At 62.2% G+C, this 26,526-nt stretch carries 21 protein-coding genes; 2 read left to right on the forward strand and 19 right to left on the reverse strand.

Annotation, left to right across the window (positions count from 1 at the left end; all coding sequences use genetic code 11):
- Window position 1: 1 nt before the first annotated feature.
- The 3 genes from ACL58G_RS01400 to ACL58G_RS01410 all read right to left on the reverse strand — a co-directional run bounded on the left by ACL58G_RS01400 (window position 2) and on the right by ACL58G_RS01410 (window position 4,111).
- Window positions 2-775 carry a DUF4142 domain-containing protein gene (locus tag ACL58G_RS01400; RefSeq protein ID WP_440964757.1) on the reverse strand — a complete coding sequence of 258 codons (774 nt, stop codon included), beginning with the start codon at window positions 773-775 and terminating at the stop codon, window positions 2-4.
- Between the two features lie 334 nt (window positions 776-1,109).
- Window positions 1,110-2,300, reverse strand: a complete 1,191-nt coding sequence (locus ACL58G_RS01405) for an IS4 family transposase (protein WP_440964759.1) — start codon at window positions 2,298-2,300, stop codon at window positions 1,110-1,112.
- A gap of 167 nt (window positions 2,301-2,467) precedes the next feature.
- Complete coding sequence (locus ACL58G_RS01410) at window positions 2,468-4,111, reverse strand: acid phosphatase (RefSeq protein WP_413386244.1); 1,644 nt, start codon at window positions 4,109-4,111, stop codon at window positions 2,468-2,470.
- A 199-nt stretch (window positions 4,112-4,310) separates the two neighbouring features.
- Between ACL58G_RS01410 and ACL58G_RS01415 the strand changes: the two genes are divergently transcribed.
- On the forward strand, window positions 4,311-5,693 hold the full coding sequence (locus tag ACL58G_RS01415; protein ID WP_440964761.1) for a S41 family peptidase: 1,383 nt from the start codon (window positions 4,311-4,313) through the stop codon (window positions 5,691-5,693).
- Window positions 5,694-5,805: 112 nt separating this feature from the next.
- On the opposite strand, the gene ACL58G_RS01420 is transcribed toward ACL58G_RS01415, so the two are convergent.
- Window positions 5,806-7,326 (reverse strand): CYTH and CHAD domain-containing protein, encoded by a 1,521-nt coding sequence (locus ACL58G_RS01420; RefSeq protein ID WP_440964763.1) that lies wholly within the window; start codon window positions 7,324-7,326, stop codon window positions 5,806-5,808.
- 201 nt (window positions 7,327-7,527) lie between these two features.
- Here ACL58G_RS01420 and ACL58G_RS01425 point away from each other — a divergent pair, with 201 nt between their 5' ends.
- The gene (locus ACL58G_RS01425; protein ID WP_440964765.1) at window positions 7,528-7,824 is read left to right on the forward strand and encodes a hypothetical protein; all 297 of its coding nucleotides are present in this window, start codon (window positions 7,528-7,530) and stop codon (window positions 7,822-7,824) included.
- A gap of 21 nt (window positions 7,825-7,845) precedes the next feature.
- Here ACL58G_RS01425 and ACL58G_RS01430 read toward each other — a convergent pair whose 3' ends face one another.
- The 15 genes from ACL58G_RS01430 to clsB form a co-directional block, all read right to left on the reverse strand.
- Window positions 7,846-8,784, reverse strand: a complete 939-nt coding sequence (locus ACL58G_RS01430; RefSeq protein ID WP_440964766.1) for a hydroxymethylglutaryl-CoA lyase — start codon at window positions 8,782-8,784, stop codon at window positions 7,846-7,848.
- A complete protein-coding gene (locus ACL58G_RS01435; RefSeq protein WP_440964768.1) occupies window positions 8,781-9,992 on the reverse strand; it encodes a CaiB/BaiF CoA transferase family protein in 1,212 nt (403 codons plus the stop codon). Before ACL58G_RS01435 ends, ACL58G_RS01430 begins: the two co-directional genes overlap by 4 nt.
- A gap of 16 nt (window positions 9,993-10,008) precedes the next feature.
- Window positions 10,009-11,286: an MFS transporter gene (locus ACL58G_RS01440; RefSeq protein WP_440967934.1), complete on the reverse strand. Its 1,278-nt coding sequence runs from the start codon at window positions 11,284-11,286 to the stop codon at window positions 10,009-10,011.
- 192 nt (window positions 11,287-11,478) lie between these two features.
- Window positions 11,479-12,375, reverse strand: coding sequence for a LysR substrate-binding domain-containing protein (locus ACL58G_RS01445; protein ID WP_056126732.1), 897 nt, complete (start codon window positions 12,373-12,375; stop codon window positions 11,479-11,481).
- 242 nt (window positions 12,376-12,617) lie between these two features.
- On the reverse strand, window positions 12,618-13,541 hold the full coding sequence (locus ACL58G_RS01450; RefSeq protein WP_440964770.1) for a hypothetical protein: 924 nt from the start codon (window positions 13,539-13,541) through the stop codon (window positions 12,618-12,620).
- A gap of 20 nt (window positions 13,542-13,561) precedes the next feature.
- On the reverse strand, window positions 13,562-15,469 hold the full coding sequence (locus ACL58G_RS01455) for an ORC-CDC6 family AAA ATPase (RefSeq protein ID WP_440964771.1): 1,908 nt from the start codon (window positions 15,467-15,469) through the stop codon (window positions 13,562-13,564).
- Window positions 15,466-16,719, reverse strand: a complete 1,254-nt coding sequence (locus ACL58G_RS01460) for a metallophosphoesterase family protein (RefSeq protein ID WP_440964772.1) — start codon at window positions 16,717-16,719, stop codon at window positions 15,466-15,468. Before ACL58G_RS01460 ends, ACL58G_RS01455 begins: the two co-directional genes overlap by 4 nt.
- 26 nt (window positions 16,720-16,745) lie before the next feature.
- On the reverse strand, window positions 16,746-17,555 hold the full coding sequence (locus ACL58G_RS01465) for a DNA adenine methylase (protein WP_440964774.1): 810 nt from the start codon (window positions 17,553-17,555) through the stop codon (window positions 16,746-16,748).
- A 127-nt stretch (window positions 17,556-17,682) separates the two neighbouring features.
- Window positions 17,683-18,456, reverse strand: a complete 774-nt coding sequence (locus ACL58G_RS01470) for an enoyl-CoA hydratase (RefSeq protein WP_440964776.1) — start codon at window positions 18,454-18,456, stop codon at window positions 17,683-17,685.
- Between the two features lie 72 nt (window positions 18,457-18,528).
- Entirely contained in the window at window positions 18,529-19,725 is a 1,197-nt protein-coding gene (locus ACL58G_RS01475) for an acetyl-CoA C-acyltransferase (RefSeq protein WP_440964778.1), read from the reverse strand.
- 28 nt (window positions 19,726-19,753) lie between these two features.
- Window positions 19,754-22,171, reverse strand: coding sequence for a 3-hydroxyacyl-CoA dehydrogenase/enoyl-CoA hydratase family protein (locus ACL58G_RS01480; RefSeq protein WP_440964780.1), 2,418 nt, complete (start codon window positions 22,169-22,171; stop codon window positions 19,754-19,756).
- Between the two features lie 71 nt (window positions 22,172-22,242).
- Window positions 22,243-24,033, reverse strand: coding sequence for an acyl-CoA dehydrogenase C-terminal domain-containing protein (locus ACL58G_RS01485; RefSeq protein ID WP_413340883.1), 1,791 nt, complete (start codon window positions 24,031-24,033; stop codon window positions 22,243-22,245).
- Between the two features lie 35 nt (window positions 24,034-24,068).
- Window positions 24,069-24,698, reverse strand: coding sequence for a TetR/AcrR family transcriptional regulator (locus ACL58G_RS01490; protein WP_413340892.1), 630 nt, complete (start codon window positions 24,696-24,698; stop codon window positions 24,069-24,071).
- A gap of 271 nt (window positions 24,699-24,969) precedes the next feature.
- Entirely contained in the window at window positions 24,970-25,353 is a 384-nt protein-coding gene (locus ACL58G_RS01495; protein WP_413340884.1) for an RNA-binding S4 domain-containing protein, read from the reverse strand.
- A 12-nt stretch (window positions 25,354-25,365) separates the two neighbouring features.
- Window positions 25,366-26,526, reverse strand: a complete 1,161-nt coding sequence (gene clsB / locus ACL58G_RS01500) for a cardiolipin synthase ClsB (RefSeq protein WP_440964782.1) — start codon at window positions 26,524-26,526, stop codon at window positions 25,366-25,368.

A 26,526-nucleotide genomic window follows, 5' to 3' on the forward strand; every position in this document is an offset into this window, starting at 1 on the left:
CTTATTTGCCCGACGTCGTACCGGTCTTGGCCATCGGCATCTGCTCGGCCGATTTGAGGTGTTGCGCGACGACCGGCTCGGTCTTGTCGACGAGGGCCTTCACTTCCGGATCCTTGGCCTTCTTCGACGCCGCCACCAGCTTGGCGTGGACAGTCTTGTGATCCTGGACGCCGGCCTGCTTCATGTAGGCCTTGTCGAAGGCGTCGCCGCTCATCTTTTCCAGCTTGGCGGCCATGGCCTTGTGCTTGGCGTCCGGCTCGGTCGGCAGGGTCACGCCGCGCGCCTGGGCCAGCGCCTTGACTTCGTTCAGGTTGGCGGTATGGTCGTCGATCATCTGCTGGGCGAACGCTTTCACTTCGCTGCTCTGGCTCTTGCTCTGGGCGAGCTTGCCACCCTCGACTTCGGCCATATTGGCCATTGCCATATCCTTGAGAATCTTCTCGTCGCCGGCGCTCAGCTTCGCGCCGGTGGCCGTACCCGCCGCCGACTGGCCAGCGCCGCTGGCGCCCATGCTCGAGGTGGCGCTCTGATTGGTCATGCCGGCCGCACCCGCCTGCTTGCCGCGGTTTTCCATGCCGGTGCTGTTGGTGTTGTCGATGGTGCCTTCGCGGGTGGTTTTACCCGACGTGTTCTGTTTGCCGGGCGTGCTGCTGGTGCCGGTCTGGCTCGGGGTCTGGCTGACCGCCGCCGTCTGGGCGTGTACGCCGACGGTGGCGAACATCGCTGCCACTGCCGAGACGGCCAGCAGCCCTTTCAAGGTGTTCTTGTTCTGCATGTTTCGCTCTCCTGAACTCTGTTATGAAGTTGGCGCCTGGCGGGGGCCGCAGTGCGCAAGCTCGTGTTGGAATGACAACGGCCGTGGCAAAGTGTATCGCCGCGTTTTCTTGAACAGCGCGCGTTAGCCAGCAGGAAAGTTTTATCGATATGCGAAGAATGAACGGCCTCAAATTCGGGGTCAGAGCACATTTCAGATCAATGTCCTGATATGCACGAGGCGCCGAATGCAGGTCCCGGCGTGCCCATCTGGACGGGCAGGCCGGCACCGTCGCCCTCAACAAGTTGCTGCCGAGATCGTGCCAAAAAATGGGCTCTGACCCTGACCCTTCCCCTCAAATTTTCACTACCTGCACCAGATTGATCAGTGTAAGTCGGGCGAGCTGGAAGGCTTGGCGATCCAACGGAGGTCGTACGCAATCGGCCAAATAATGACGTGCCAGGGTTAGTATTGAGAGCGTGGGCCCCGACTTCTTCGTGTTGCCGTAATTGATGTGGTAGCCAGCGCTTGCCGCCGCCAAGCCGATCAGCCAGAGGGCATAGCTGATCAATGCTCCGAGCACCAAGAGTACTTCCAGACGTTGGGGCGCGCGCGTTTGACTCTCTGATAATGCCGTTCCCCATTGAGCATTTTTTAAATCCCGGAAGGTCTGCTCGATCTGCATCCGGCCAGCGTAGATCTCCACTACCTGTTTCGCACTCAATGCTTCCAGGTCCGGGGAGACGGCGAGTAACCACGGTTCAACTTGAGCAGCCCTGTTTTTCTTGCTATTGGAGCTCGTCGTCTTCTTGCCGAAGCTGGTGCGATGATGGCGCCCTTGAGGTGCCTTTTTGTACAGCACCAGCTGACATGGCGTCGCGTTGGAGCGTGCGTACTCAAAACGGCCAAGACAGCGTGGCTTTGCTGTCGCTCCGGCATACCAGGTCTTGCAGCCGTCCCATTGTCCGGATCCTTCGGCACATACCATGTCACGATTCCGGATGCGCCCAACCCACGAAATGTGCATTCCCGTGGCCAGCTTGAACCACGTTGCCCGGAACCCGGCATCAGTGACCAGTATCGGCTGGCATTGATCGGGCAATAGCGAACATAACGTTTCGAGGAAGCGGCGGTGTACCTTCGAAGATCCCAGGTCGCATTCCGCATGCACCTCTTCGTAAAGAACCAAGGCACGTCCCTTGACGGTGACTGCGGCGCGCAAGAGATGCAAGCTTCCGTCAGGCACCAAATCGGACCAGTCGACACTAATGGCAATGTGCCGATGACCAGCCAGGACGGCTTCGTCCAGAGCACGAAAAATCGTTAGCCGCTCAGCCGGCAAATGACGATTACTCAGCAGACGATCACAGCACTTGATGCGATGACGAATGCTCGTCTTCGTGTCTAGACAGCGCCCCATCTTGACGACACCAAGCCCGCCGATTCTGCCGGCCTCTGCCACTTTCGCTATACAGCCGCGGCGCTTGGCATGGATCTCGGGACACTTCGTGTCCAATAGATTTTGTATGATGCGGTGTGCGTGCATGGTTGCTTCTCCTTCGCAGTTTGGACGCTACGAAAGAGAGGGCTAACACAGCCATGCATGCACCAGCTTTTTTCACCGGAAGCTAACAGCAACTCCGTCCACCTACAAGAAAAATATGTGGGGAAGGGTCAGGCTCTGACCCCGAATTGTCGACCCCGAATTGTCGATCAGCGGAAGCTCAGCGCCCCGGTCAGGTCGCCCGGCGGACGCGCCCCGCGCGCCGCGAACGCCGCGTTGCGTGCGGCCAGGCCTTCCAGCAGCGGCAGGCCGTGCAGGCGCGTGATGAAGCGCAGGATCGACGTCGTGTCGTAGAAATTGTGGTCGACGGCGCCCTTCTTCGCGTACGGCGAGATGACGATCGCGGGGATGCGCGAACCCGGCCCCCAGCGGTCGCCCTGCGGCGGCGCCACGTGGTCCCACCAGCCGCCGTTCTCGTCGAAGGTGACGACGACGACCATGTCCTTCCACTGCGGCGACTTCTTGAGGTGCTCGATCACGTTGGCCACGTGGGCATCGCCGGACTCCACGTCCGAATAGCCCGCGTGCAGGTTCAGGTTCCCCTGCGGCTTGTAGAACGTAACGGCCGGCAGCCTGCCGGCAATGGCGTCGGCGATGAATTTGTTCGAGATCGGGCTGTCGCCCATGCCGCCGTCGCGCAGGTGCTCGGCGCGCGCCGCGGTGCCCGGTCCGAACTGCCTGAAATAGTTGAACGGCTGGTGGTGGAACTGGAAGTTCGGCCGCTCGCCTTCGCCGCGGCCGTCCAGCGCCGCCTGCCACGCGCCCGCGTACCACGCCCAGCTGACGCCCTTTTCGGACAGCAGGTCGCCGATCGTTCGATACGTTTGCGGCGGCAGCACGGCCGGGTCTTGCGGATCGGCCAGGTGCGCATCGCCGCCCGGTGCCGGGCGCACCCAGCTCGGCTGGAACGGCGGCGCCATCGTGTTGACCGCGTAGCCGTCCGGCGTGATGGCGCCGTTGTTGACGAACTTCGGCTTGCCCTCCAGCGCGGACTTGGGCGAATCCGGCGCGAGCGCGAGACGGACGCCCGTCGGGCCGTCTTCCAGCACCGCGATCTTCTTCGCGGCCGGCGTGGACGCCGCATCGAAGAATTCCGGTACCCGGCCGCTGACCAGGAACTGGTGGTTCAGGTAGGAGCCGCCGAACGCGCCCATGAAAAAATTGTCGCACAGCGTGAATTGGCGCGCGATCTGCCACAGGCCCAGGTTCTTCGACGTCTCGCCATAATGCCCCATCGTCAGCGCGCCGTTGTCGCCCCACGCGACGAAGCCGTCGTTCTTGCCGCCGTTGATCTGCATCTGGTTCTGGTAAAACAGATGCCACAGGTCGCGCGTGACGATCGCTTCCGGCAGCGGCTTCCCGGCGGCATCCGTCAGCCTGAACGGCGCGTTGGGAAGATGCTGGATGTCGTCTTCCCTGATCAGGTAATCCGTGCCGCCGATGTTCTGGCGCGCGGGCACCATGCCGCCCCAGATCTTCGGCAGTTCCGGCAGGACGCTGCCGTCGCGGTCCTTCTGTGGGACGGCGTTCGCCGCCGGCAGCGGTTGCGCCAGGCCGGGGAAGTCCGCGAACAGGTTGTTGAAGCTGCGGTTCTCCAGGTAGATCACGACGACGTTCTTGACGTGCGCCTTCAGCTTGGCGTCCAGCGAGCCCGCGACCGGCTTCACCGCCTTGGCCGGCTTCGCTTCTGCGGCCGGCGGCGCGATCGACGCCGACAGGCCCACGGCGGCCGCGGCCTGGAAGATGCGGCGGCGCGCGGGGCTGGCGGGGTGGTCGTCGTCGTGATCCTGCATGGCGTTCTCCTGGGGCGCAAAGCATCGATTATCTGTTCTTTTTGCCATCAGGAAAAGAAAAAAGCCCGTCAATACGGGCAAAAACGACAGCGATCGCTTACAACTCCTTAACGCCGATTTACCCGCGCTCAGTTGCGCTTAACCGCGCTTAACATCCCGCCGGGCCAGAATCCGGCAACGAATCGACGAAAGGATCACCATGAAACGCACCGCGCTCGCCGTCCTCGGCGCCCTCTTCCTGGCCTGCGCGCCCCTCGCCCACGCCGACGACACGCCGGCCCCCACCGCGCGGCCGACGCTGAAACTGCCGCAAGCGCAGGTGGAACGGCTGCTGGAGGTCTACGCCCTGATCAAGCAGAACTATGTCGGCGAGGCGGACGACAACACGCTGTTCGACGGCGCCCTGTCCGGCATGCTGGCCGCGCTCGACGCGCACTCGCGCTACCTGGACAAGGACGCCATGCGCGACGTCGGGCGCGAGAACAGCGGCGAGTACGTGGGCATCGGCATCGAGGTCGAAGGCGACCGCAAGCAGTTGCGCGTGGTGTCCGCCACCGAAGGCTCGCCGGCCGAACGCGCGGGCGTCCGGCCAGGCGACGTGATCGTCTCGGTGGACGGCGCGCCCGTCGCCGCCATGGCGGGCGACGACGTCGCGCGGCGCATGCACGGCGCGCCGGGCACCGTGGTCGCCATCGGCATCGCGCGCCGCAACAAGGTCGAGACCCTGCGCATCACGCGCGCCGACCTGCACAACGACACGGTGCGCGTGAAGATGGCGGCGCCGGGCCTCGCGTGGATCCGCATCTCGGAATTCGGCGGCGCCACGGCGGCCGACCTCGCGGCGGCCCTGAAGAAACTGGACAACCCGCGCGGCCTGATTCTCGATCTGCGCAACGATCCGGGCGGCCTGGTGTCGACGGGCGTCGCGGTCGCGGGCGCGTTCCTGCAGCCGGGCACCGTGCTGTTCTCGGCGCGCGGACGCGAACCGGGCGCCAACGCCACCGTCACCGTCGACGAGCGCTACTACCGCCAGCAAGGCCAGCCCGACGTGCTGGCCGGCCTGCCCGCGTGGACCCGCACCGTGCCGCTGACGGTGCTCGTGAACGGCGCGTCCGCGTCGGCCGCGGAACTGGTCACGGGTGCCCTGCAGGACCAGCACCGCGCCACCGTCATCGGCACGCGCACGTTCGGCAAGGGTTCGATCCAGTCCGTCATCGGGCTGGACGCGGACAGCGGCATCAAGTTCACCGTGGCGCGCTACTTCACGCCGAACGGCCACGAGATCCAGGCGCGCGGCGTCACACCCGACATCGTCGTGACGCCCGCGGTGGCCGCCGACGACGACCTGTTGCTGCGCGAAGCCGACCTGGCAAAACACCTGCCCGCGACGCAGCCGCTCGACACGATGGCCGAAGCGAAGCGCGAACCGGTCGAGTCCACGCGCGCGTTCGGCACGCGCGACGACAAGGCCCTGCAGACCGCGGTGGCCGTCCTCACGCCGGAGGACAAGCGTTCGTCCACGCTCGCGGCCCTGCTGCGCCGCTGGAGCGGTGCGCCGCTGGCGGCGACCGCCGCGCCGTAACGATCACGTCACAATCCCGCGTCAAAATACGCATCGCTCCCAGGGAAGAGAGCACATGGCGGCTCGGCCGCCCTACCGGCGCCGGCGGTCGGGAAACATACCGGCACCAATTCTAGAAGCGTGCCTTGGCGCGCAGACTGTCCTTGACGTGACGGCGCGCGCGCGGCATCGCATCCAGCGCGCGCGCCGCCAGCACGCCTTCGATGAAGCCGAGCAGCCCCGCCTCCTGCGGCACGCGGTCACGCAGCTGGGCAACCAGCTCGCGTGCCACGAACGCATCGTTGATCTCGCCCAGCTCGTCCTGCATGCCGCTCAAGAGAGCGTGCCGTTTCGTCGCCTTGCGGTCGTGCGACAACGCGGAGAAGAACTCGCGCGCATAACGTTCCTTCTTGGCTGCGATGCGCACCTTGTGCAGGCACTCCGGCCGTTTCAGGTCGTAGCCGCGGGCGCGCTTGCGCACGCGCGCGGCCGCGTGCTGCACGAGCTGCGGCGCGGCCTTCGCGATCTTCTGTTCGAGCGGATCGGCCGGCAGCGCAGTATGGTGCCAGCCCTTGCCCGCGATCCAGCCGCCCAGCGCGAGCATCAGGGTCGTGTAGCGCGGGCTGCCGACGGCCGAGCGCACGCGCGCCCGATGACGCTCCGCCTCCTCGCGCGCGGCCGCTTCCACGCGCGCCAGCGACGGCTTCTGGTCCTCGGCCAGCGGCAGGCCGGGCAGCACGGATTCGAGGAACACGTCCCAGTTGCGCGCGTCGCCCAGTTCGCCGGCGAACCAGTCGATATCGGCCGCCAGCGGTTCCGGCAGCGTCACGAGCCCGTCGACCATGTCCTGGGCCGCGCGCAGGCGGCGCAGGCCGACGCGCATCTGGTGCAGGCTCTCGACGTCGCCCGCCAGCACGCCCCGTTCGTTGGCCTGCATCTGCTGCAGGCAGTTCTGCAGGATGCCGCCCAGCGCCTCGCCCAGCGTGGCCTTGCGCTTGAGCGTCACGGGCGTGGCCTTGACGGCGTGCGCCTTGTCATCGGTCGCCAGCGCATAGCCGCGCTCGGCCTTGCTGATGTTTTCGATGCGCACGGGCGTCGCCTCGTGCACCCGCTGCGCCAGTTCGTACAGGCAGGCCGGATCGCCATCCTTCACTTCCAGCTCCAGCTCGCGCACGGCCGTCTTGCGCTCGCCGTGCTGCAGTTCGCCCACGTCCAGCGCGCACTCGACGTGCGTGCCGTCCGGCAGGGCCAGCATCCACGTCGTGCGCTTCGTGCGGTTGACGAAGACCGGCTCGGGTGCAAGCTGCCGGCCGTCCAGGCTGTGCGCCAGGTCGGGCAACGCTTCGCGCAGCTGGCGGTCGAACAGGTCGTGGTCGGGCACCTCGGACGCAATCTCGGCTTCCAGCTCGGTTCTCCGGTGCAGGCCGGCCACGGCGCTGCCGCCGCCCTTCAGGGTCTGCACGTGACGCTCCCCGGCGCTGCGCACGCGCAGGGCGAAGCCATGCTTCCACAAGTCGAAGCCGCCAGTGTCGAAATAGCGGTCGACGTGTTCCTGGTCGCGCGGCTTCGACACGGCGTGCTCGCGCAGCACGGCGGATTTCTTCAACTGCGCGGCGCTCGTCGCGCCCACGGCCAGTTTGATTTCACATTCCATCGGTTTCTCCTGTCATCCCGTCCTCTTACTGTAGCGCATCGCCTTCGAGGTCGACACACGAATCGGCGCTCACGCACCCGCGTTGGACCAACCCCGCACGCAAGCACGCGTGATGCAGAACAGTCCGGCGCCGGCCGTGTACCGCTACCGTACGGAAGCTGTCCGGGCATTCATGCAGGCTGCATTTCCAGGGAGACAGATATGGCACGGTTCGGTGTCGAGGCGATCCGCTATTTCAGCCACGCGCGCGCTGCGCACGTGAGCACGGAATCGGCGACGCTGCAGTTCGGCTACCTCGACCTGGGCAAGCGCAAGACGCAGCGCGTGCTGGGGCCCGGCTACGTCGCGCACGTCGTCCTGCGCCACAAGACGGGACGCCAGGCGTATGTGCTGGCCGTGCGTGCGACGGAGCGGGCCTATCTCGACCTGCCCGTGTACGGCAGCGGGATCGTGGCCGGGCACGGGCGGACGGAGATCGCGCGCTGCGAAGTGAGCTGACAGACGCGCTGACCGGTGCGCTCAGGTGGCCGGCCGTGGGTGCAAGTCCAGCCTGCGGCCGGCCTTGACGATCTGGCTGGGCACCTCGTGGCCGACGAGGTCCTGCAGGCGGACCGCGGCCTGCAGCAGCCGGGCCAGGTCGACGCCGGTGTCGTAGCCCATCAGCTCGAGCGCATGCACGACCTCCTCCGTGCACACGTTGCCGGTGGCACCGGGCGCATACGGGCAGCCGCCGATGCCGCCGAGGGAGGCGTCGAAGCGGTCGGCACCCGCGTCGATGGCGGCCAGCACGTTCGCGATGCCCATGCCGCGCGTGTTGTGGAAGTGCAGCGTGAGTTCGATGCCGGGCCAGCGCGCGCGTACGGCTTCCGTCAGCGCGCGCACCTGGGTCGGATAGGCCATGCCGGTGGTGTCGCACAGCGTGATGCCGTGCACGCCGAGTTCGCCGACGAAGCGGGCGCACCAGTCCAGCACGTCCTGCTGCGGCACGTCGCCTTCCATCGGGCAGCCGAAGCTGCACGACAGCGACACGTTGACGGCGACGCCGTGGCGCCGCGCCAGTGCAGCCACGTCGGCCAGTCCGGCGAACGATTGTGCACGCGTCATGCGCAGGTTGGACAGGTTGTGGCTTTCGCTGGCCGACATGACGAGATTCATCTCACCCACGCCCGCCGCCACGGCACGCTCGGCCCCGCGCACGTTCGGCACGAGGGCGCTGTACACGACGCCCGGTGCGCGCGCGATGCCGGCGAACACGTCGGCCGCATCCGCGAGCACCGGCACGGCCTTCGGCGACACGAAGGAGCTGACTTCGAGCTTGGCGAGTCCCGCGCCCGACAGCAGGTCGGCCAGGGCGATCTTGTCGGCCGTCGGCACGAAGCGGCACTCGGCCTGCAGGCCGTCGCGCAGCCCGACTTCCTGGAGGCGGATGCGACGGCCGGCCCCGGTCCAGGCGCTCATGCGACCACCTTGCGCGCGCGCAGCGCCGCGATCTGGTCGTCGGTGAGGCCGATCTCGCGCAACACGGCATCCGTGTCCTCGCCCAGCCGCGGCGCGGCCGAGCGCACGCTGCCCGGCGTGCCCATCAGCTTCGGCACGATGCCCGGCACCTCGACCTCGTAGCCTTCTCTCGTCTGCTGCGTCAGGATCATGTCGCGGGCCCGGTAGTGCGGGTCTTCCGCGATGTCCTTCGCCGTGTAGACCTTGCCGGCCGGGACTTTCGCCGCGCCCAGCACGTCCAGGACGTTCGCCACGGTACGCTCGGCCGTCCATGTGCCGATGGCCGCATCGATCTCGTCCACGCGCGCGACGCGGCCCGCATTGTTCGCGAGGTCAGGCGCGTCGCCCAGGTCGGGCCGGCCGATCGCCTGCATCAGGCGTTTAAAAATGCTGTCGCCATTGCCGGCGACGAGCACGTAGCCGTCCACGCAGCGGTAGGCATTCGACGGGGCGATGCCCGGCAACGCGCTGCCGGCGGCCTCGCGCACGGCGCCGAACGCGCTGTATTCGGGGATCAGGCTTTCCATCACGTTGAACACGGCTTCGTGCAGCGCGACGTCGATCACCTGTCCTTTGCCGCCGTTGACCTTGCGGTGGTACAGCGCCGTCAGCACGCCGATGGTGCCGTGCAGCGCGGCCAGGGTGTCGCCGATCGAGATGCCGCAGCGTACCGGCACGCGGCCCGGCTCGCCGGTCAGGTGACGCAGGCCGCCCATCGCTTCGCCGATCGCGCCGAAGCCCGGCAGGTCGCGGTACGGCCCCGTCTGGCCGTAGCCGGAAATGCGCAGCATGACGAGACCCGGATTCAGTTCGGACAGGACGTCCCACCCCATGCCCCAGCTTTCCATCGTGCCGGGACGGAAGTTCTCGACGAGCACGTCGGCCTCGGCGATCAGCTTGCGCGCGACGTCCTGCCCTTCTTCGCTTCTCAGGTCGAGGGCGAGCGAGCGCTTGTTGCGCGACTGGACCTGCCACCAGACGGAGGTGCCGTCCTTCATCATGCGCCAGTTGCGCAGCGGGTCGCCCGTGCCCGGCGCCTCGATCTTGATCACGTCGGCGCCGAAATCGCCCAGCGTCTTGCCGGCGAACGGGCCGGCGATCAATTGTCCCATCTCGATCACGCGCACGCCCTGCAGGGCGTTGGCGGACATCGTGCCTGAAGCCGTCATGCTCATGTTGTCCTCGTCAGTTTGCAGATTGTTCGCGCTGGCGCAGCCGGTCGGGCAGGCCGAACGCCAGCACACCGGCGCAGGCCACGCCCAGCGCCGCGATCACGTACAGGGCGGGCGTCGTGCTGCCGGTGACGTCCTTGATGCGTCCGACCATCACCGGGCTGACGATGCCGCCCAGCTGTCCCAACGTATTGATCAGCGCGATGCCCCCCGCCGCGCCGGCACCCGTTACCAGTTTCGGCGGCAGTGCCCAGAACGCGGGGATCGACGCTACCACACCCGCGCCCATCACGGCCAGTGCCGCGACCAGCAGGCCGGGCTGGTGGTCGAACAGGCCGGCGCCGCAAAAGCCCACCGCGCCCAGCAGCACGAGGCCGATCACGAACTTCGTGCGCTCGCCGCTCGCATCCGACAGCCGGCCCACGGCCACCATCGCGATCGCACCGCACAGGTAGGGCACCGCCGTGAGCAGGCCGATGGTCGTCGGGCTCGTGGTGCCGGCGCTGCGGATCATGTGCGGCGCCCAGAAGTTCAGGCCATAGGAGCTCACCTGGATCAGGAAGTAGACGAGGCCCAGCGTGAAAAAGCCCGGCGTCTTGAGGGCGCCCAGCAGCGAGTGGCTGCCGATTCCCCGGTTCTGTTCGGCGATGCGCGCGGCCAGCAGCGCGCGTTCGTCGGGCGCGAGCCAGGACGCATCCTCGACGCGGTCCTTCAGCACGAGGACCACGATGGCGCCCAGCAGCACGCACGGCAGGCCGCCCACGAGGAACAGCCAGTGCCAGCCGGACATGCCCAGCACGCCGTCCAGGTGGGCCAGCACGAGGCCGGCGGCCGGCGCACCGACGAGGCCCGAGAATGCCGAGGCGAGGAACAACATCGAGGTGATGCGGCCGCGGTAGGCGGTCGGGAACCACAGCGTGAGGAAGTACAGCACGCCGGGCGCGAAGCCGGCCTCCATGGCGCCGATCAGGAAGCGCAGCACGTAGAACTGCCATTCGGTCTGCACCAGCGCCATCAGCGCGGTGGCGATGCCCCACGAGACCATGATGCGCGCGATCCAGCGCCGCGCGCCGACCTTGTACAGCATCATGTTGCTGGGGACTTCGAACAGGACGTAGCCGACCGAGAACAGGCCGGCGCCGAGGCCGTACGCCGTGTCGGACAGCGACAGGCTGCTCTGCAGCGCGAACTTGGCGAAGCTGATGTTGATGCGGTCGAAAAAGGCGAACAGGTAGCAGACCATGATGAGGGGCATGATGCGCCATGCCACCTTCGCCACGATCCGCGCCATGTCCGGTGCGGCGGCGTCGGCCGCGCCGGCCGGGGCGGAAAGAATCTTGCTCATTGTTGTCTCCGGATGGATAGTCGTCGAATGAAGCACGCTCTTGGTGGCGTGATGATGCGATTCTGGCAGCACGCCTCCGGACGCGGAATGACCAAGGTGTGAACCCCGCTTTCGCGTTTCGCGAAAGCTCGCCAGGTGTCAGGCCCCGGCGCCCAGATGGTCCACCAGCAGGCGTGCGTGGCGCGGCAGGGTTTCCAGGTCGCGCACGCCGATCAGGAGCTGGCGCCGCGCCCACGCATCCGTCAGCGGGATCTGGCGCAGGTTCAGCGAGCGCACGAGCGCGCGCACGGCGTCGGCCGGTAGCACCGCGACGCCCAGGCCGGCCGCCACCATCTGGCACATCGCATCGAAGCTGCGCACCTGGATGCGCACGCGCAGGCGCCGGCCCATCGCTTCCGTCTCAGCCTGCAGGCGCTGCGCCAGCGACGTGCCCTGCGACAGGCTGACGACGTCGAAGTCCGCCGCCTCCTCGAAGCCCAGGCTGCGCCGGCGCGCGAGCGCGTGGCCGGCCGGGACCACGAGCACGAGGCGGTCTTCGCGATAGGGCATCAGGTGCAGGCCGAGGGCCGGCGTGCGGTCGGCGAAGATGCCGATGTCGGCGCGGCCTTCCAGTACGCCCAGCACGATCTCGTTGCTGTTGAGCTCAGCGAGCTCGATCCGGATCGCCGGATTGGCCCTGGCAAACGCGGCGATGTCGGCCGGCAGGAACTGCGTGATCGCGGAGGTGTTCGCCCACAGGCGCGCCACGCCGACGATGCCGCTGGCGTGGTCGTGCAGCTCGGCCGCCAGCAGGTTGACGTCGCCGAGGATGCGCTGCGCGTGCCGCGCCAGCGCCAGGCCGGCCGCGGTGGGCGTGATGCCGCGCGAATGGCGCTCGAACAGCGCGGCGCCGACGGCGGCCTCCAGGTCGGAGATGCGCTTGCTCGCCGCCCCGACGGCCAGGTTGGCGAGCAGCGCGCCCTTGCTGATGCTGCCGGAGCGGACGACGTGGCTGAACAGGGAAAGCGAAACGAGGTCGAGACGGTGCAGGTTCATATCGACATGCAAGCGCGAAGGACAATCTGATCTGTTATGCATTCACGAAGCTGTTATGCGCTCACGAAGGTCTAGCGGATAACATCTGAGCCCAGATATTAGCGGCTTCCCTTTTTCGAAAATACGCGAACACATTAAACCAGGTGTGTGGATTGTATTAGTGCCACATCGCTGAACTACAGCATCTAAATTTAAGAGGACTAGTTGTAAATGCCGAAGATGACGGGTTAAATTTCATCATGTTAGTCCGAGCGATCAACTAGGCGGCAGGAAAAAATCACCCCATGGCCAGACGGCGAAGACGTGAGACCAATCGAATCGTCGTCACTATCCACATACCAAACTGCAGCCTTCTCAAATCGCATTGAAACCAATAACGCTATTGCAAAAAAAAGTTTTGGCCCAAATGGCAGCAATATTGGCCTCGCGCTTGGCGACAAACCTACAACCAGCGACATGAGCCGATAGTACGTATCTACAGGCTCAAGAACTTCGTAGTCAATAACGCTCTCACCTGCATTAATAAGTTGCTTATTATGGTTTTTTACCTGATGCAAAAATCGATGTTCGGGAGAGTTTGGAACAAAAACCCAACGATTCCGCGGTTCCAAATACTCAACGGCACCTATAGCTTTCCCCTTTTCATAACCGAGACTAACAATTACGTCAACGGGTAACGAAGGTAACGCTCCCCAACCGGAAAACTCCCGATGAACGGGTGCTAAACGTCGGATAGATGGGAAGGGCTGATCTGGCGGCCTCACATATCGTGCAAGTGAATATCCGATAGAGAGGTGCACCGTATGCTCCACACAAATAACTTTCAAACAAGCGAAAACTTTTGCCAGATTCACCCGGGAAAGCGAAGATACATCCACAAACACGCGGGGCACGAAATTTTTATTCGAAAAATTCTTTGTTTTTTCTCTTATGGCGTGACAAACATCATCAACATCTAAAACTTTGGCTGAATATCTTTTCTCGAACGACTCAATCCTCGATGTCTCCGCCTCATCACTTTTGACAGCCAAGACATCGGAAATTGTACGCCTCAATTGCGTCAAGACATAAGCCGACCGTAGGTCTGCACCAAAAGCAAAAACTCCCACGTCAAATAAAATTTGCGTGCTTTCTTCAGCAAGCTCAATTAATGAGCGCTGTGCCATATCACTTATATGTAGCGACATTAAAACAGACTCCCCTGCGCCGTCGGCGTCACTTTTTCGCTCTTCGACCGGGGTTTGCGATCGATGTTTGCCTTTTGGCCCAATTCAAGTGCCGCTTTGCTTTCCAAAATAGTGCTCAAACTTACATTTTTTGATTTTCTGACCGGAAGTTTATAACATGGAGAAAGTAGGTAAGAGAGCCGAAAGCGCTTTCCTCTTAGATTTCCAAACCCACCAATTCCATCTGCAGGCTCATAACAAACTATTGCACCGTGATTGAGAGCGATACGTAGACAATTTATCGTATCTTCATCAATTTTGGCGTCAACGGTAAACGATAACGGCGGATCTTCTTTAAAGTCATCCGTTACCAATCGATCAAAAAAATAATTTCCGATCCGAGTTAAAAGCTCAAATATTGGCTGGCTAGTCTGAATCTGATCGAATTGCTGGATTGCTGCCGTTCTCAGAACATTTGCGAATGTCCATCCAGTATCGGTCACGTGTCTATGCTGAACAGGAACAGGCAACGGAAGCTTGATGCCGCTTTCAACGTTAGCAAAGATTGCTGAGAGCATTCCAATTAACCAACGAGGATTACCTTCACTGATTGCAGCTATAGCACTCCACCCGCTATATGCTGATGCAAAGGCTTTTCGGCCGCGCTTTTTTCCCTCTCTGGCGCCACGATATGCATTACGAAATGCAACGATTGGGGCTATCTTCCTAATTACCGTTCCGTTAGGCGCCGAATCGGAAACGTTTAAATGTGGTAGCTTAATCTCTTTTCGCCTAAGAAATTCAGCAAACGAATGATCACGTTCCGCTAAAGCCAAAAATTCCTTAGCATATTGCTCAGATTTCTGACCAACTGGCGTAGCATTACTTTCTCGACCTTCTTCGTCGACGATAGCATAAGCCGATTTACCAAAAATTCTCTCGGGCTTGGAGCCCGCAAGACGCAAGTCGTTACTAGTTCTCGACATAAAGACTTTTTCGCAGAAGCCTTCAGCGACGCCTTTATCAGCATACCAAAGCTCCACCTGACGAAAGTCGTCCTTACCTGTCGGCGGCGTCGAAGTTTCAAGTGGGAGCAACGTATGAGGCCCACAGGGCGCAAGTGCGACTTTGAATAACAGCTTTGTCTTACCGGCACGCAGAGCTGTCAATACCATGGTTTGCAGATACGACGGCGCGACCTCGAATTCGTCAAGCAACAGAACCCAAATTCCATCGCTTTGATCAGCCGCTCTATCAAACGCAATAATCGCTTGGTTTACGCTCTCAATAAGCGGCAGGCCGATATATGGCATACTGTTGATAAGCTGTTCACGCGAGAGCGTGCCGCGTCCCATCAAGTTTGCGTTCTGGGCAATCTGCAGAGAGCGCTCTCCAAGCGCGTTCTGAATCGACAACAGAGTTGCGGACCGAACTTCAAGTTGCCAGAGACGGGCAATTTGTACAACTAAGTCTTGAACGACGTTTTGCGAAACCTCAACAGATCGGTAACCTTCTTTACCTGTATTTTGTTTAACGGGCTGCAAACGCAAAGACATTGCCGCAATCGTGGCACTTAACACATTCGTAACGAAAGCTGCCTCTGCCAGCATACCGAAAGATGCGTCGGTCATTCCATTTTTCATGGAATTGATCATTTCGCCCCAAGCGATATCAGCCGGAACATAAATACCTGTATAATTTAAAGCATTCCGAAACTCGTCAGCTTCTTTTCCTGGCCAAGCACGCATACCCTCAAGACTAAGCATTCGCAACAGGGTTGTTTTTCCGCTCCCGCGAGGACCAATCAATAAAGAGTTCCACTGACCGGCAAATTCATGAAATTTGGGTGAAGGAACAAACGAGCTCGCAACTTGGTCATAGCTCATAGCTTTTGCGTTAAAAGCCGCCAAAAACGATGCCGTAGTCATTTGATTCCTTGTGCGAGAAGTGACCAATAGCCGTTATCGCTTGCTTCCACAACTATGCCGTGAGAAATGGCCAAGCGCCGCTCTAGAATTTTCATCTCATCGGGCGTAAGGTATTTTAAATCTGGCATTTCTTGTACCGCTCGACCCCAAGTACAAGGAATAAGTTTGGAAATAGCAAGAGCGATGTCTTCAACATGTGCTCTTGGACCAAACCCGCATCCGTCATAAATTCCGTCCTTTTTTGGAACTGATCTCATCCATCCTACGCCCATATACCAGTCCCATGCCTCGACGGTTCCAACTAATCGGCCAGTAGCCGTCATATTTACATCAAGGCAATAAAACTGGTTTCGCATGCCATCAACAGACGTATCAAGTTGCATGCCCAGGCTGGAAGCGGCAAAGATTATTGGCGACGATGAAGTTCCCTTGCCATATGTAATTCTTCCATGATGTTTATGCCCGTGCACTACGAGCCATGATCCGTGCAACTCAAGATTTTTCATCAAGGTTTCGCCGTTCTCGATGAAGTCATGGCCACCTAAGCCATGCTCTGAATGAGGCTCAGGGGGATGATGGCAAACGAGGATGTTAATCTTGGGCGCGACTGAGAGGCTTAAGTCCTCAATTAGAGCTTCCTGAGCGGATCTTGGGAAACTTCCTCGCTCATATTGATATGCATCGGCTCCGTGCTCGCAGCAACTATTTAAAACAATGATCCTGTACTCTGCAGTTTCAAACAATGCAATTGAGTCACCAAAATATTTCGTGCGAAGAGTGCGGTTACCAATCGGTTTACCACCCCTTATTTCAACAACTGGATATGCCGGCTCCAATAGCTTCAGTGGCTCAAAAAGTCCTAATGACGCGGATAACTCCCTCGTGGGATTTAAGCCGACTTTTTCGGCCGTGCTACGGGACATAATATCGTGGTTCCCAGTGGCCGTTACCAAGGCTTTGCAGTTTAGCTGCAGGGCAAGTTCATTTAGTTCTTTCCACGCTGTAGCTAGCCCTACTCTATCTGCCCCATAAGTAATGTCGCCTACACACAGCAATACATCGGCATTTACTGAATCTTTTTCTAACAGATCCTTTAGATCCGACCATGGATTCTGTTGTGGCTTTGAATTTAAAAACTCCCCTTTAGGGCTAACAAGGATATGCGAAACTGCTGTACGAGCACCATCTTTCGACGTGTAAAAATGCGGATCGCCAATAACAGCAACTCGAATAGATTCTGAAGTTGTCATTTCAGACTCGTTTAGCCCTCAAGTTTTTATTCGTCAACTGACCATTCATAGTTCGACACAAGAATCTCATCAGCTTTACGGCGTTGATCTGCAAAGCCAGCCACACTGCGCGTTACAGATAAATTATAAAATTTCCACCCAGTCAACTTGCTTTTAATTCCTTCCGATGGAGAATATGAGAGCAGAACCTTTACCCCTCTCTCGGAAGCGGACCTAACAGCAGAAATTAGTCGATCTTCGTCATTCTCTCGAAATGAACCCGCTCCATATTCTCCTCTATCGCGCTTTTCACCCAGAGCATAAGGCGGATCCAAATAGAGAAAATCGCCGTCTCTTGTTTTCCCGACTAGTTTCTCAAAATCACCACAAGAAAGTTGAGCATGCTTCAGCTTGTTCGCGAAATCTCTAAAAACTGGAAACTCGGGAACTGAGAGCTTCCCGCTACCGCGAGGAACGTTGAAATGTCCGGAGCGATTTGTTCGATATACGCCGTTAAAGCAGAACCGATTTAGATATATAAAACGGGCAGCACGATCTAACGGTTTTAAAGAAGATGGCGATATAGAACGGATTTCATAATAAAAATCGGCATCTTGACTCATCGCAATTACGCGATTCCATACGGCGCGCGGATGTTCGCGCACTACTTGATATGCGTCTATTAAGTCCGCATTTAGATCGCCTAATAAGGCCTTGTCTGGTCCTAACCTTAAAAACAACACCCCGGATCCAAAAAACGGCTCAGCGTATCTCCGAAAGGTTTTTGGGGAGGCTTGTATGAGCAAGGGCAACAACTTGCGTTTGCTCCCTGCCCAGCGCAGTATTGGCTCAGCCACCTTCTCCCTCTTCAAAAATAACGTTACTTCTAGTGTTCATGACAAATCGCACTAGATGGCCAACCACGACCGTTGCACTCTATTATCGTTGAATTTTTATGGCTGAGAAAACTCTTTTGCGACTCCCTCAGTCGAACTTGCTGAAGTCCGGCTTGCGCTTCTCGAAGAACGCCGTGAAGGCTTCCTTGGCCTCCGCCCCGGTCAGCATCGCGCTGAACCGCTCGTTCTCGGCGGCGATGGTGTCCTTCACCAGCGCCGCACGCGAGCGCTTCATCAGGGCCTTGGTCGTGCGGATCGACGCCGCCGGCAGTTTCACGAGCTTGGCTGCCTGCCCCTGCGCGAACGCGAGCAGCTCGGCGGCCGGCAACACGCGCGCCACGATGCCCATCTCGAACGCTTCCTGCGCGCCGAAGGGTTCGCCCAGCATCAGCTTTTCGGCAGCGCGGGTGTAGCCCGCCGATTGCGCGACGAGCAGCGACGATGCGAACTCGGGGCACAGGCCCAGCTGCGAGAACGGCATCGAGAATTTCGCGTTATCGGCGCAGTAGACGAGGTCGCAGTGCATCAGCAGCGTGGTGCCGATGCCGACGGCGGCGCCGGCGACGGCCGCGACCACTGGCTTCGAGCAGCCTTCCAGCGCGCGCATGAACTGGAACACGGGGCGCGATTCGGTCATCGCGCCTTCGCCCACGTTGTGCAGGAAATCTTCCAGGTCGTTACCGGCCGTGAAGATCTCGGGCTTGCCCGTGATGAGGATCGCGCGGATGGCGGGGTCGGTGTCGGCTGCGCGCAGCGCGTCGGCCAGGATCGTGTACATGGCGCCCGTGATGGCGTTCTTGCGTTCGGGGCGATTGAATTCGAGGGTGAGGATGCCGTCGGCGGTGGTGCTCAGGATGTCCATTCAGTGTCTCCGTTGTATAAAAAAGGGCGCTGCGGTTGTGCCACAGCGCCCCTTCCGTTCACGTCGTGTGGATTACACGCGTTCGATGATGCCCGCCGCGCCCATGCCGGCGCCGACGCACATGGTGACCATGCCGTACTTCAGGTTGTTGCGGCGCAGGGCGTGGACGACGGTCGCGGCGCGGATCGCACCGGTCGCGCCCAGCGGGTGGCCGAGGGCGATCGCGCCGCCCATCGGGTTCACCTTGCTGGTGTCCAGGCCCAGGTCGCGGATGACGGCCAGTGCCTGTGCCGCGAAGGCTTCGTTCAGTTCGATCCAGTCCAGTTGGTCCTGGGTGATGCCGGCGGCGGCCAGCGCGGCCGGAATCGCGACCTTCGGACCGATGCCCATGATCTCCGGCGGCACGCCGCGCACGGCGAACGACGAGAACTTGGCCAGCGGGGTCAGGTTGTGTTCCTTCAGGATCTTCTCGCTGACGACGATCAGCGCACCGGCGCCGTCCGACATCTGCGACGACGTCGCGGCCGTCACGCTGCCCTTGGCGGCGAAGACGGGCTTCAGTTTCGCCATGCCTTCCATGCTGGCGTCGGCGCGCGGGCCTTCGTCCAGGTCGACGGTGCGGCGCTTGACCTTGATCTCGCCGGTCGCCAGGTCCGGCGTGCGGGTGACGATTTCCACCGGGGTGATCTCGTCCTTGAACAGGCCGGCCTGCTGGGCGGCGATGGCCTTGCGGTGCGATTCCAGGCCGAAGGCGTCCTGGTCTTCGCGGCTCACCTTCCACTGGGCGGCGACCTTCTCGGCCGTCAGGCCCATGCCGTACGCCAAGCCCACGTTCTCGTCCTTGAACGTCTCCATGTTGATCGACGGGTGGTGGCCCATCATCGGCACCATCGACATCGATTCGACGCCGCCGGCGATCATCACGTCGGCCTCGCCGACGCGGATGCGGTCCGCGGCCATGGCGAGGGCGGTGATGCCCGACGCGCAGTAACGGTTGACGGTCACGCCGCCGACGGTGTTCGGCAGGCCCGCCAGCACGACGGCGTTACGGGCCACGTTGAAGCCCTGCTCCGCTTCCGGGAACGAGCAGCCGACGATCGCGTCGACGATCAGCGCCGGGTCCAGGTTCGGCACGGCGGCCATCGCGCCGCGGATCGCGTGCACCAGCAGGTCGTCCGGACGGGTCTTGTTGAAGAAGCCGCGCGGCGCCTTGCCGATCGGGGTGCGGGTCGCTGCGACGATGTATGCGTCTTGAAGTTGTTTGCTCATGTCAGTAGTCCTTAGTGTCGCGCCGCGATCAGTTACGTACCGGTTTACCGTTTTGCATCATGCCCATGATGCGTTCCTGGGTCTTCGGATTGTTCAGCAGCGAGACGAATGCCTTGCGCTCCATGTCGAGCAGCCACTGCTCGGACACGACGCTGCCCTGGTCGATGTCGCCACCGGAGACGATCTCCGCGATCGTGTCGCCCAGCTGGTAGTCGTACGCGGAGATGAAGCCGCCGTCGCGCATGTTGACCAGCTGGCCGCGGATCGTGCCCCAGCCATAGCGGCCGGTGACGGTGACCGGGCGGCGCAGCGGTGCACGGTAGCCGGCGTCGAACATCGAGCGCGCGGTGACCTTCGCCACGTGCAGCAGTTCGTACGGGTTGAAGACGATGATGTCGTCGTCCTTCAGGTAGCCCATCGCCTTCGCTTCCAGGGCCGATTTCGACACCTGCGCGGTGGCCGCGTTGGTGAAGCCGGTCTTCAGGAATTGCAGGATGTCGTTGCCCTTCGATTCATTGGCCGCGCGCACCGCCGCTTCCTTCAGGCCGCCGCCGGCCGGCACCAGGCCGACACCCACTTCCACGAGGCCGATGTACGACTCGATCGAGGCCACGCGCTTCGATGCGTGCAGCGCCATTTCGCAGCCGCCGCCCAGGGCGAGACCCGCCACCGCGGCCACGACCGGGATGTTCGAGTATTTCATCGCCATGAACGTGTCCTGCAGTTCCTTGACGATCGGGTCCATCGCTTTCGCGCCGCCCGCCATGAAGGCCGGCAGGGCCGATTGCAGGTCGGCGCCGGCCGAGAACGCGCCGCCGTCGGCCGCATCGGTATTCCAGATCACGATGCCCTTGAAGCCCTTCTCGGCTTCGGCCAGCGCGCGCTGGATGCCCTTGATGACGCCGTCGCCGATCACGTGCATCTTCGTCTTCAGCGAGATGACCAGCACGTCGTCGCCCGAGTGCCACAGGCGCACGGAATCGTCCTCGAACACGGTGGTGCCGGCGGTCTTCGGATCCTGGCCGCCCGCGCCCACGACCGGTGCGCGGAACTGCTGGCGCTGATAGACCGGCAGGTCCGAGCGCGGCACGTACGCGTTCTTCGTGACGGAGTACGAACCTTCCGGCGTGTGCACGCCCTTCTCCGCGACCGGTGCGCTGAACACCCATGCCGGCAGCGGTGCATCGGTCAGGGCCTTGCCTGCTTCGATGTCTTCCTTGACCCACTGGGCGATGGTGTTCCAGCCGGCGGCCTGCCACGTCTCGAACGGGCCGACGCTCCAGCCGAAGCCCCAGCGCATCGCGAAGTCCACGTCGCGCGCGTTGTCGGCGATCGAATCCAGGTGGAACGCGATGTAGTGGAAGGCGTCGCGGAAGATCGCCCACAGGAACTGCGCCTGCGGGTTGGTCGATTCGCGCATCGCCTTGAATTTCTTGACCGGGTCCTTCTCTTTCAGGATGCGTGCGACGATGTCGGCCGCCTTGGCGCCGCCCGGCACGTATTCGCCCGTCGCGGTATCCAGGCGCAGGATGTCCTTGCCGACTTTCTTGTAGAAGCCGGCGCCCGTCTTCTGGCCCAGCGCGCCCTTCTCGATCAGCTTGGCCAGCACGTCCGGCGTCTTGTACACGCCGAAGAACGGGTCGTCCCGCAGGTTGTCCTGCATCGTCTTGATGACGTGGCCCATCGTGTCCAGGCCGACGACGTCCGCCGTGCGGAACGTGCCCGACTTGGCGCGGCCCAGCTTGGCGCCGGTCAGGTCGTCGACGACGTCGACGCTCAAACCGAACTTCTCGGCTTCATGGATCGTGGCCAGCATGCCGAAGATGCCGACGCGGTTGGCGATGAAGTTCGGCGTGTCTTTCGCACGCACGACGCCCTTGCCCAGGACCGAGGTCAGGAAGGTCTCGAGCTGGTCGAGGATTTCCGGCTTCGTCGCGGCGGTCGGGATCAGTTCGACCAGGTGCATGTAGCGCGGCGGGTTGAAGAAGTGCACGCCGCAGAAGCGCGACTTCAGTTCGGCGTCGAAACCTTCTGCCAGCTTCTCGATCGACAGGCCCGACGTGTTCGACGCGAAGATCGCGTTCGCGCCGATGTGCGGAGCGACCTTCTTGTACAGGTCGTGCTTCCAGTCCATGCGCTCGGCGATGGCTTCGATGATCAGGTCGCAGCCGGCCAGCACGTCGAGGTTGTCCTCGTAGTTGGCGACTTCGATCAGTGCGGCATCTTCCTTGTTGCCCAGCGGTGCCGGCGACAGTTTTTTCAGGTTCTCGATGGCCTTCAGAACGATGGAGTTCTTATTAGACGGACCGCCGGAGCTTTGCTCCGGCTTAGCCGGCAGGTCGAACAGCACGACCGGGACCTTGGCGTTGACGCAGTGCGCAGCGATCTGCGCGCCCATCACGCCGGCGCCCAGCACGGCGACTTTCTTGACGATGAAATTGGTCATCTCTCGTAATCCTTAGTTAGGTCGTCGTCCCCGCTTTCGCGGGAACGACGGGTAGATTTGATGGTGCGTGTTTAAAACAGGTCGGCGTCCAGCGCCATCAGGTTCGACGAACCCGAACGTGCCTGGCGGATCAGCATCGCGGTTTCCGGGTACAGGCGGGCGAAGTAGAAGCGTGCGGTCGCCAGTTTCGATTCGTAGAACTTGTCGCCCGAATCCTTCTTGGCCAGCGCGATCTTCGCCATCTGCGCGAAGAAGTACGAGAACACCATGTGGCCCACGACGCGCAGGTAAGGCACGGCGGCGGCGCCCACTTCGTCCTGGTTCTGGAAGGCCTTCATGCCGATTTCCATCGTCAGCTTGCCGACCTTCTCGCCCAGTTCGCCCAGCGGGCTCACGAATTCGGACATCTGCTCGTCCAGGCCGTTGTCTTCGACGAATGCCTTGATCTTTTCGCCGAAGGCGCGCAGCTTGGCGCCGTTGTCCATCAGGATCTTACGGCCCAGCAGGTCCAGCGATTGCACGGTGTTCGTGCCTTCGTAGATCATGTTGATGCGGGCGTCGCGCACGTACTGCTCCATGCCCCACTCGGCGATGTAGCCGTGGCCGCCGTAGACCTGCATCGCTTCCGACGTGGCGATCCAGCCGTTGTCGGTGATGAACGCCTTCACGACCGGAGTCAGCAGCGCGACTTCGTCGGCGGCTTCCTTGCGGACGGCTTCGTCCGGGTGGTTCAGTTCACGGTCGATCTGCAGCGCGACGTACGACGTCAGGGCGCGCGCGCCTTCGGCGTATGCCTTCGCGGTCAGCAGCATGCGGCGCACGTCCGGGTGGACGATGATCGGGTCGGCCGGCTTGTCCGGTGCCTTCGGGCCCGACAGGCTGCGCATCTGGATGCGGTCTTTCGCATAGACCAGCGCGTTCTGGTACGCGACTTCGGTCAGGCCCAGCGACTGCATGCCGACGCCCAGGCGGGCGGCATTCATGAACACGAACATCGCGTTCAGGCCCTTGTGCGGCTGGCCGATCAGCGTGCCGATGGCGCCGTCCAGGTTCATCTGGCAGGTCGAGTTGCCGTGGATGCCCATCTTTTCTTCGATGGCGCCGCAGGTGATGCCGTTGCGCGCGCCGACCGAACCGTCGGCGTTCGGCAGGAACTTCGGCACGAGGAACAGCGAGATGCCTTTCGAGCCTTCCGGCGCGTCCGGCAGGCGGGCCAGCACCAGGTGGACGATGTTTTCCGACATGTCGTGCTCGCCGGCGGAAATGAAGATCTTCGAGCCGGTGATGCTGTAGGTGCCGTCGGCCTGCGGTTCGGCCTTCGTGCGCAGCAGGCCTAGGTCGGTGCCGCAGTGCGCTTCGGTCAGGCACATCGTGCCGGTCCACTCGCCCGAGACGAGCTTCGGCAGGTAGAACTTCTTCTGGTCGTCGGTGCCGTGTTCCTTCAGGCACTCGTACGCGCCGTGCGACAGGCCCGGGTACATGGTCCATGCCTGGTTCGAGGAGTTCAGCATCTCGTAGAACGAGTTGTTCAGCGAGACCGGCAGGCCCTGGCCGCCGTATTCCGGATCGCAGGCCAGCGCAGCCCAGCCGCCTTCCACGTACTGCTTGTAGGCTTCCTTGAAACCCTTGGGCGTGGTGACGGTCTTGGTGGCGGCGTCGTAGTGGCAGCCTTCGCGGTCGCCGCTGTGGTTCAGCGGGAACAGCACTTCCTGCGTGAATTTCGCGCCTTCTTCCAGCACCTGGTTGATGATGTCGGCGTCGATCTCCTGGTACGCCGGCAGGTTCTTGAATTCTTCGGTGACGTTGAGGAACTCGTGCAGAACGAACTGCATATCACGAAGTGGCGCGACGTACTGACCCATGGTTGTTCTCCTGACAGGTGAATATTTTGTGTGAATTACTGGGCGCTGGCGGTATCCGCCTGGCTGTTTTGCTTGTTGGGATTGCGGTAATCTTCGACCAGGCGCGCGAAGCCGCGGTGCGCGCGGTCGACGGTGCCCGGGATGCGCAGGAAGCGCGCATCGTGGTGCACCGCCAGCACGAGGCCATACATCTCGTACACGAGTTGCTCGGGGTCGGTGCCCGGCTTCAGGTCGCCGCAGTCGATCGCCTGTTGCGCGCAACGCAGCAGGGCGCCCTGCCACGTGCGGACCATGGCGACGAGTTCTTCGCGGATCGGGCCCGGGCGGTCGTCGTATTCGACGGCGCCACTGATATAGATGCAGCCGGACGCGATCTCGACCGAGACGCGCTTGAGCCAGCGATTGAACATCGCCTCCAGGCGCGGCAGGCCGCGGGCTTCCTTCAGGCTGGGGAAGAAGACTTCCTGCTCGAAGCGGCGGTGGTACAGCTTGAGCACGTCGATCTGCAGGTCTTCGCGCGACCCGAAGTGCGCGAACACGCCCGATTTGCTCATATTCATGCGGTCGGCCAGCAGGCCGATCGTCAGGCCTTCCAGACCGTCGCGGCTGGCGAGCTCGAGCGCAACATCGAGAATGGCGGCCCGCGTCATCTCGCCCTTGCGCATGCTCATCGATTTAGCTGTCGTATTAATAATTGCCTCGCGTAAGTCGGAAGCTCGATAACCCTACTGCGCGTTGCAGCTTCGCCCTGCGATGCTCGCTGTACTGCTCGTACAGCTGCGCTTCTCGGGCTGCGCGCCCCGGCCAATCTGCTGCCGCTCGCTACGGGTTCTCGAGGTTCCTTTTCTCTAGTCGAAAAAATCCGAACGCTCGTACTATTATCTACCAGCCGTGAAATGTCAAACGGGAACTTAGAGGCGACGTTCTAGTGTGTTGTCAGCCGCCCGCACGGGTGATGGCGCGGCGGTCGCGCTTGGTCGGGCGGCCCTTGATCGTGCTGCCCGGTTCGGGGAACAAACGGCGTGCTTCCTGATCGTTTTCCCTACGGACGATACTCTCTTCCGTCTCGCGGTACAACGCCTGGGCGACGGGTGCCGGCCCCCGCTTGTCGGACAGGCCCAGCACGACCACCTCCCAGCGGTTCGAACCGTTGTCGACGAAAATCTTATCATCGACCTTGACGGAGCGGGCGGGTTTGACGGGTTCGCCGCCGATCCGCACGCGGCCCCGGTCGACCGCATCCGCCGCCAGCGAGCGCGTTTTAAAAAAGCGCGCGGCCCACAGCCATTTGTCGATCCTTACGTTGTCATTCTCTGTCATAGCGTCTTTCCATCATGCGTAGCCGATCGCGACGACCCGCATGGTCAATTTATAGAGAAGATAGGCCATTTCGTGGCCGCAGCGGCGCACCCAACCGAGTTGCCGCAGATCATCCAGGCACACCTCCACGCCATCGGCCACGCCCCGCTCGATCTGGCGGGCCAGCGTACCGGCGAACTGCGCGTCGCGCACGACGACGTTCGCTTCCTGGTTGACGAACAGCGACAGCCCGTCGCAGTTGCTGGAGCCCACCGTGGCCCAGTTGTCGTCCACGACGCAGACCTTCGCGTGCAGCTGCGTCTTGCGGTATTCGACGATGCGTACCCCGGCCGCCAGCAGCTGCGGGTAGAACGACGACGCGACGGCATCCTGCATGCGGAATTCGCCCACGCCGATCATCAGGCAGACGTCGACGCCGCGCCGCGCGGCCTGGCACAGCGCGTCGCGGAACTTGCGGCCCGGCGCGAAATACGGTGTGGCCATCAGCACCCGCTTGCGTGCGCGGCCGATCGCCTGCAGGTAGGCACGCTGAATCGTGCGGCGGTTGCGCAGGTTGTCGCGCACGACGAACGCCGCGCGCATCGGGTGGTCGCCCAGCGCGGCCGGCTGTTTGCGCATTTCCCGGAACAAATTGATCCGTCGGACGAGCGGCAGGTGACCGGCCCGCGTCCACTGGGCCTGGGCTTCGCGGTGGATTTCCGCGACGAGCGGCCCCTGCACGCGCACGGCGAAATCCCAGCGGGGTGCCGGCAGCGGCGCGTGCGGCTCGTAGTCGTGCAGGTTGTCGTCGTTCGTGTTGATGCCGCCGACGAACGCGACTTCACGGTCCATGACGGCGATCTTGCGGTGGCTGCGCGCGGCACCGCGCTTGAACCACGGATTGAACATCCGATAATGCACGCAGACCGCGCAGAATTCCTCTTTCAGCCGCAAGGCGACGCCGTTGCCGGTGCCGAACCAGTCGGCCAGCACGCGGACCTTGACGCCGCGCTGCGCCGCACGGATCAGCGCGTCGGTGACGGCGCGCGCCGTGTCGTCCTCGGCATAGATATACGTCTCGTACAGGATCTCATGTTTGGCCGCGTCGATGGCGGCCAGCAGCGCCGGGAAATAAGTGCTGCCGCTTTCGAGGAGAGTAACGTCGTTGTTGGCTACATACGTAACGGTGCGCAT

This window comes from Massilia sp. GER05 (assembly GCF_052056005.1).
Lineage (GTDB): Bacteria > Pseudomonadota > Gammaproteobacteria > Burkholderiales > Burkholderiaceae_D > Telluria > Telluria orientalis.

Excerpts from the sequence above, each read along its gene's own strand:
- ACL58G_RS01460 (WP_440964772.1), bottom strand. The coding sequence starts at position 16,719 with ATGACAACTTCAGAATCTATTCGAGTTGCTGTTATTGGCGATCCGCAT.
- ACL58G_RS01420 (WP_440964763.1), bottom strand. The coding sequence starts at position 7,326 with ATGGAATGTGAAATCAAACTGGCCGTGGGCGCGACGAGCGCCGCGCAG.
- ACL58G_RS01415 (WP_440964761.1), top strand. The coding sequence starts at position 4,311 with ATGAAACGCACCGCGCTCGCCGTCCTCGGCGCCCTCTTCCTGGCCTGC.
- ACL58G_RS01435 (WP_440964768.1), bottom strand. The coding sequence starts at position 9,992 with ATGACGGCTTCAGGCACGATGTCCGCCAACGCCCTGCAGGGCGTGCGC.
- ACL58G_RS01440 (WP_440967934.1), bottom strand. The coding sequence starts at position 11,286 with ATGGCGCGGATCGTGGCGAAGGTGGCATGGCGCATCATGCCCCTCATC.
- ACL58G_RS01455 (WP_440964771.1), bottom strand. The coding sequence starts at position 15,469 with ATGACTACGGCATCGTTTTTGGCGGCTTTTAACGCAAAAGCTATGAGC.
- ACL58G_RS01490 (WP_413340892.1), bottom strand. The coding sequence starts at position 24,698 with ATGCGCAAGGGCGAGATGACGCGGGCCGCCATTCTCGATGTTGCGCTC.
- ACL58G_RS01495 (WP_413340884.1), bottom strand. The coding sequence starts at position 25,353 with ATGACAGAGAATGACAACGTAAGGATCGACAAATGGCTGTGGGCCGCG.
- ACL58G_RS01475 (WP_440964778.1), bottom strand. The coding sequence starts at position 19,725 with ATGAGCAAACAACTTCAAGACGCATACATCGTCGCAGCGACCCGCACC.
- clsB (WP_440964782.1), bottom strand. The coding sequence starts at position 26,526 with ATGCGCACCGTTACGTATGTAGCCAACAACGACGTTACTCTCCTCGAA.
- ACL58G_RS01480 (WP_440964780.1), bottom strand. The coding sequence starts at position 22,171 with ATGACCAATTTCATCGTCAAGAAAGTCGCCGTGCTGGGCGCCGGCGTG.
- ACL58G_RS01485 (WP_413340883.1), bottom strand. The coding sequence starts at position 24,033 with ATGGGTCAGTACGTCGCGCCACTTCGTGATATGCAGTTCGTTCTGCAC.
- ACL58G_RS01430 (WP_440964766.1), bottom strand. The coding sequence starts at position 8,784 with ATGAGCGCCTGGACCGGGGCCGGCCGTCGCATCCGCCTCCAGGAAGTC.
- ACL58G_RS01445 (WP_056126732.1), bottom strand. The coding sequence starts at position 12,375 with ATGAACCTGCACCGTCTCGACCTCGTTTCGCTTTCCCTGTTCAGCCAC.
- ACL58G_RS01400 (WP_440964757.1), bottom strand. The coding sequence starts at position 775 with ATGCAGAACAAGAACACCTTGAAAGGGCTGCTGGCCGTCTCGGCAGTG.
- ACL58G_RS01425 (WP_440964765.1), top strand. The coding sequence starts at position 7,528 with ATGGCACGGTTCGGTGTCGAGGCGATCCGCTATTTCAGCCACGCGCGC.
- ACL58G_RS01470 (WP_440964776.1), bottom strand. The coding sequence starts at position 18,456 with ATGGACATCCTGAGCACCACCGCCGACGGCATCCTCACCCTCGAATTC.
- ACL58G_RS01450 (WP_440964770.1), bottom strand. The coding sequence starts at position 13,541 with ATGGCACAGCGCTCATTAATTGAGCTTGCTGAAGAAAGCACGCAAATT.
- ACL58G_RS01405 (WP_440964759.1), bottom strand. The coding sequence starts at position 2,300 with ATGCACGCACACCGCATCATACAAAATCTATTGGACACGAAGTGTCCC.
- ACL58G_RS01410 (WP_413386244.1), bottom strand. The coding sequence starts at position 4,111 with ATGCAGGATCACGACGACGACCACCCCGCCAGCCCCGCGCGCCGCCGC.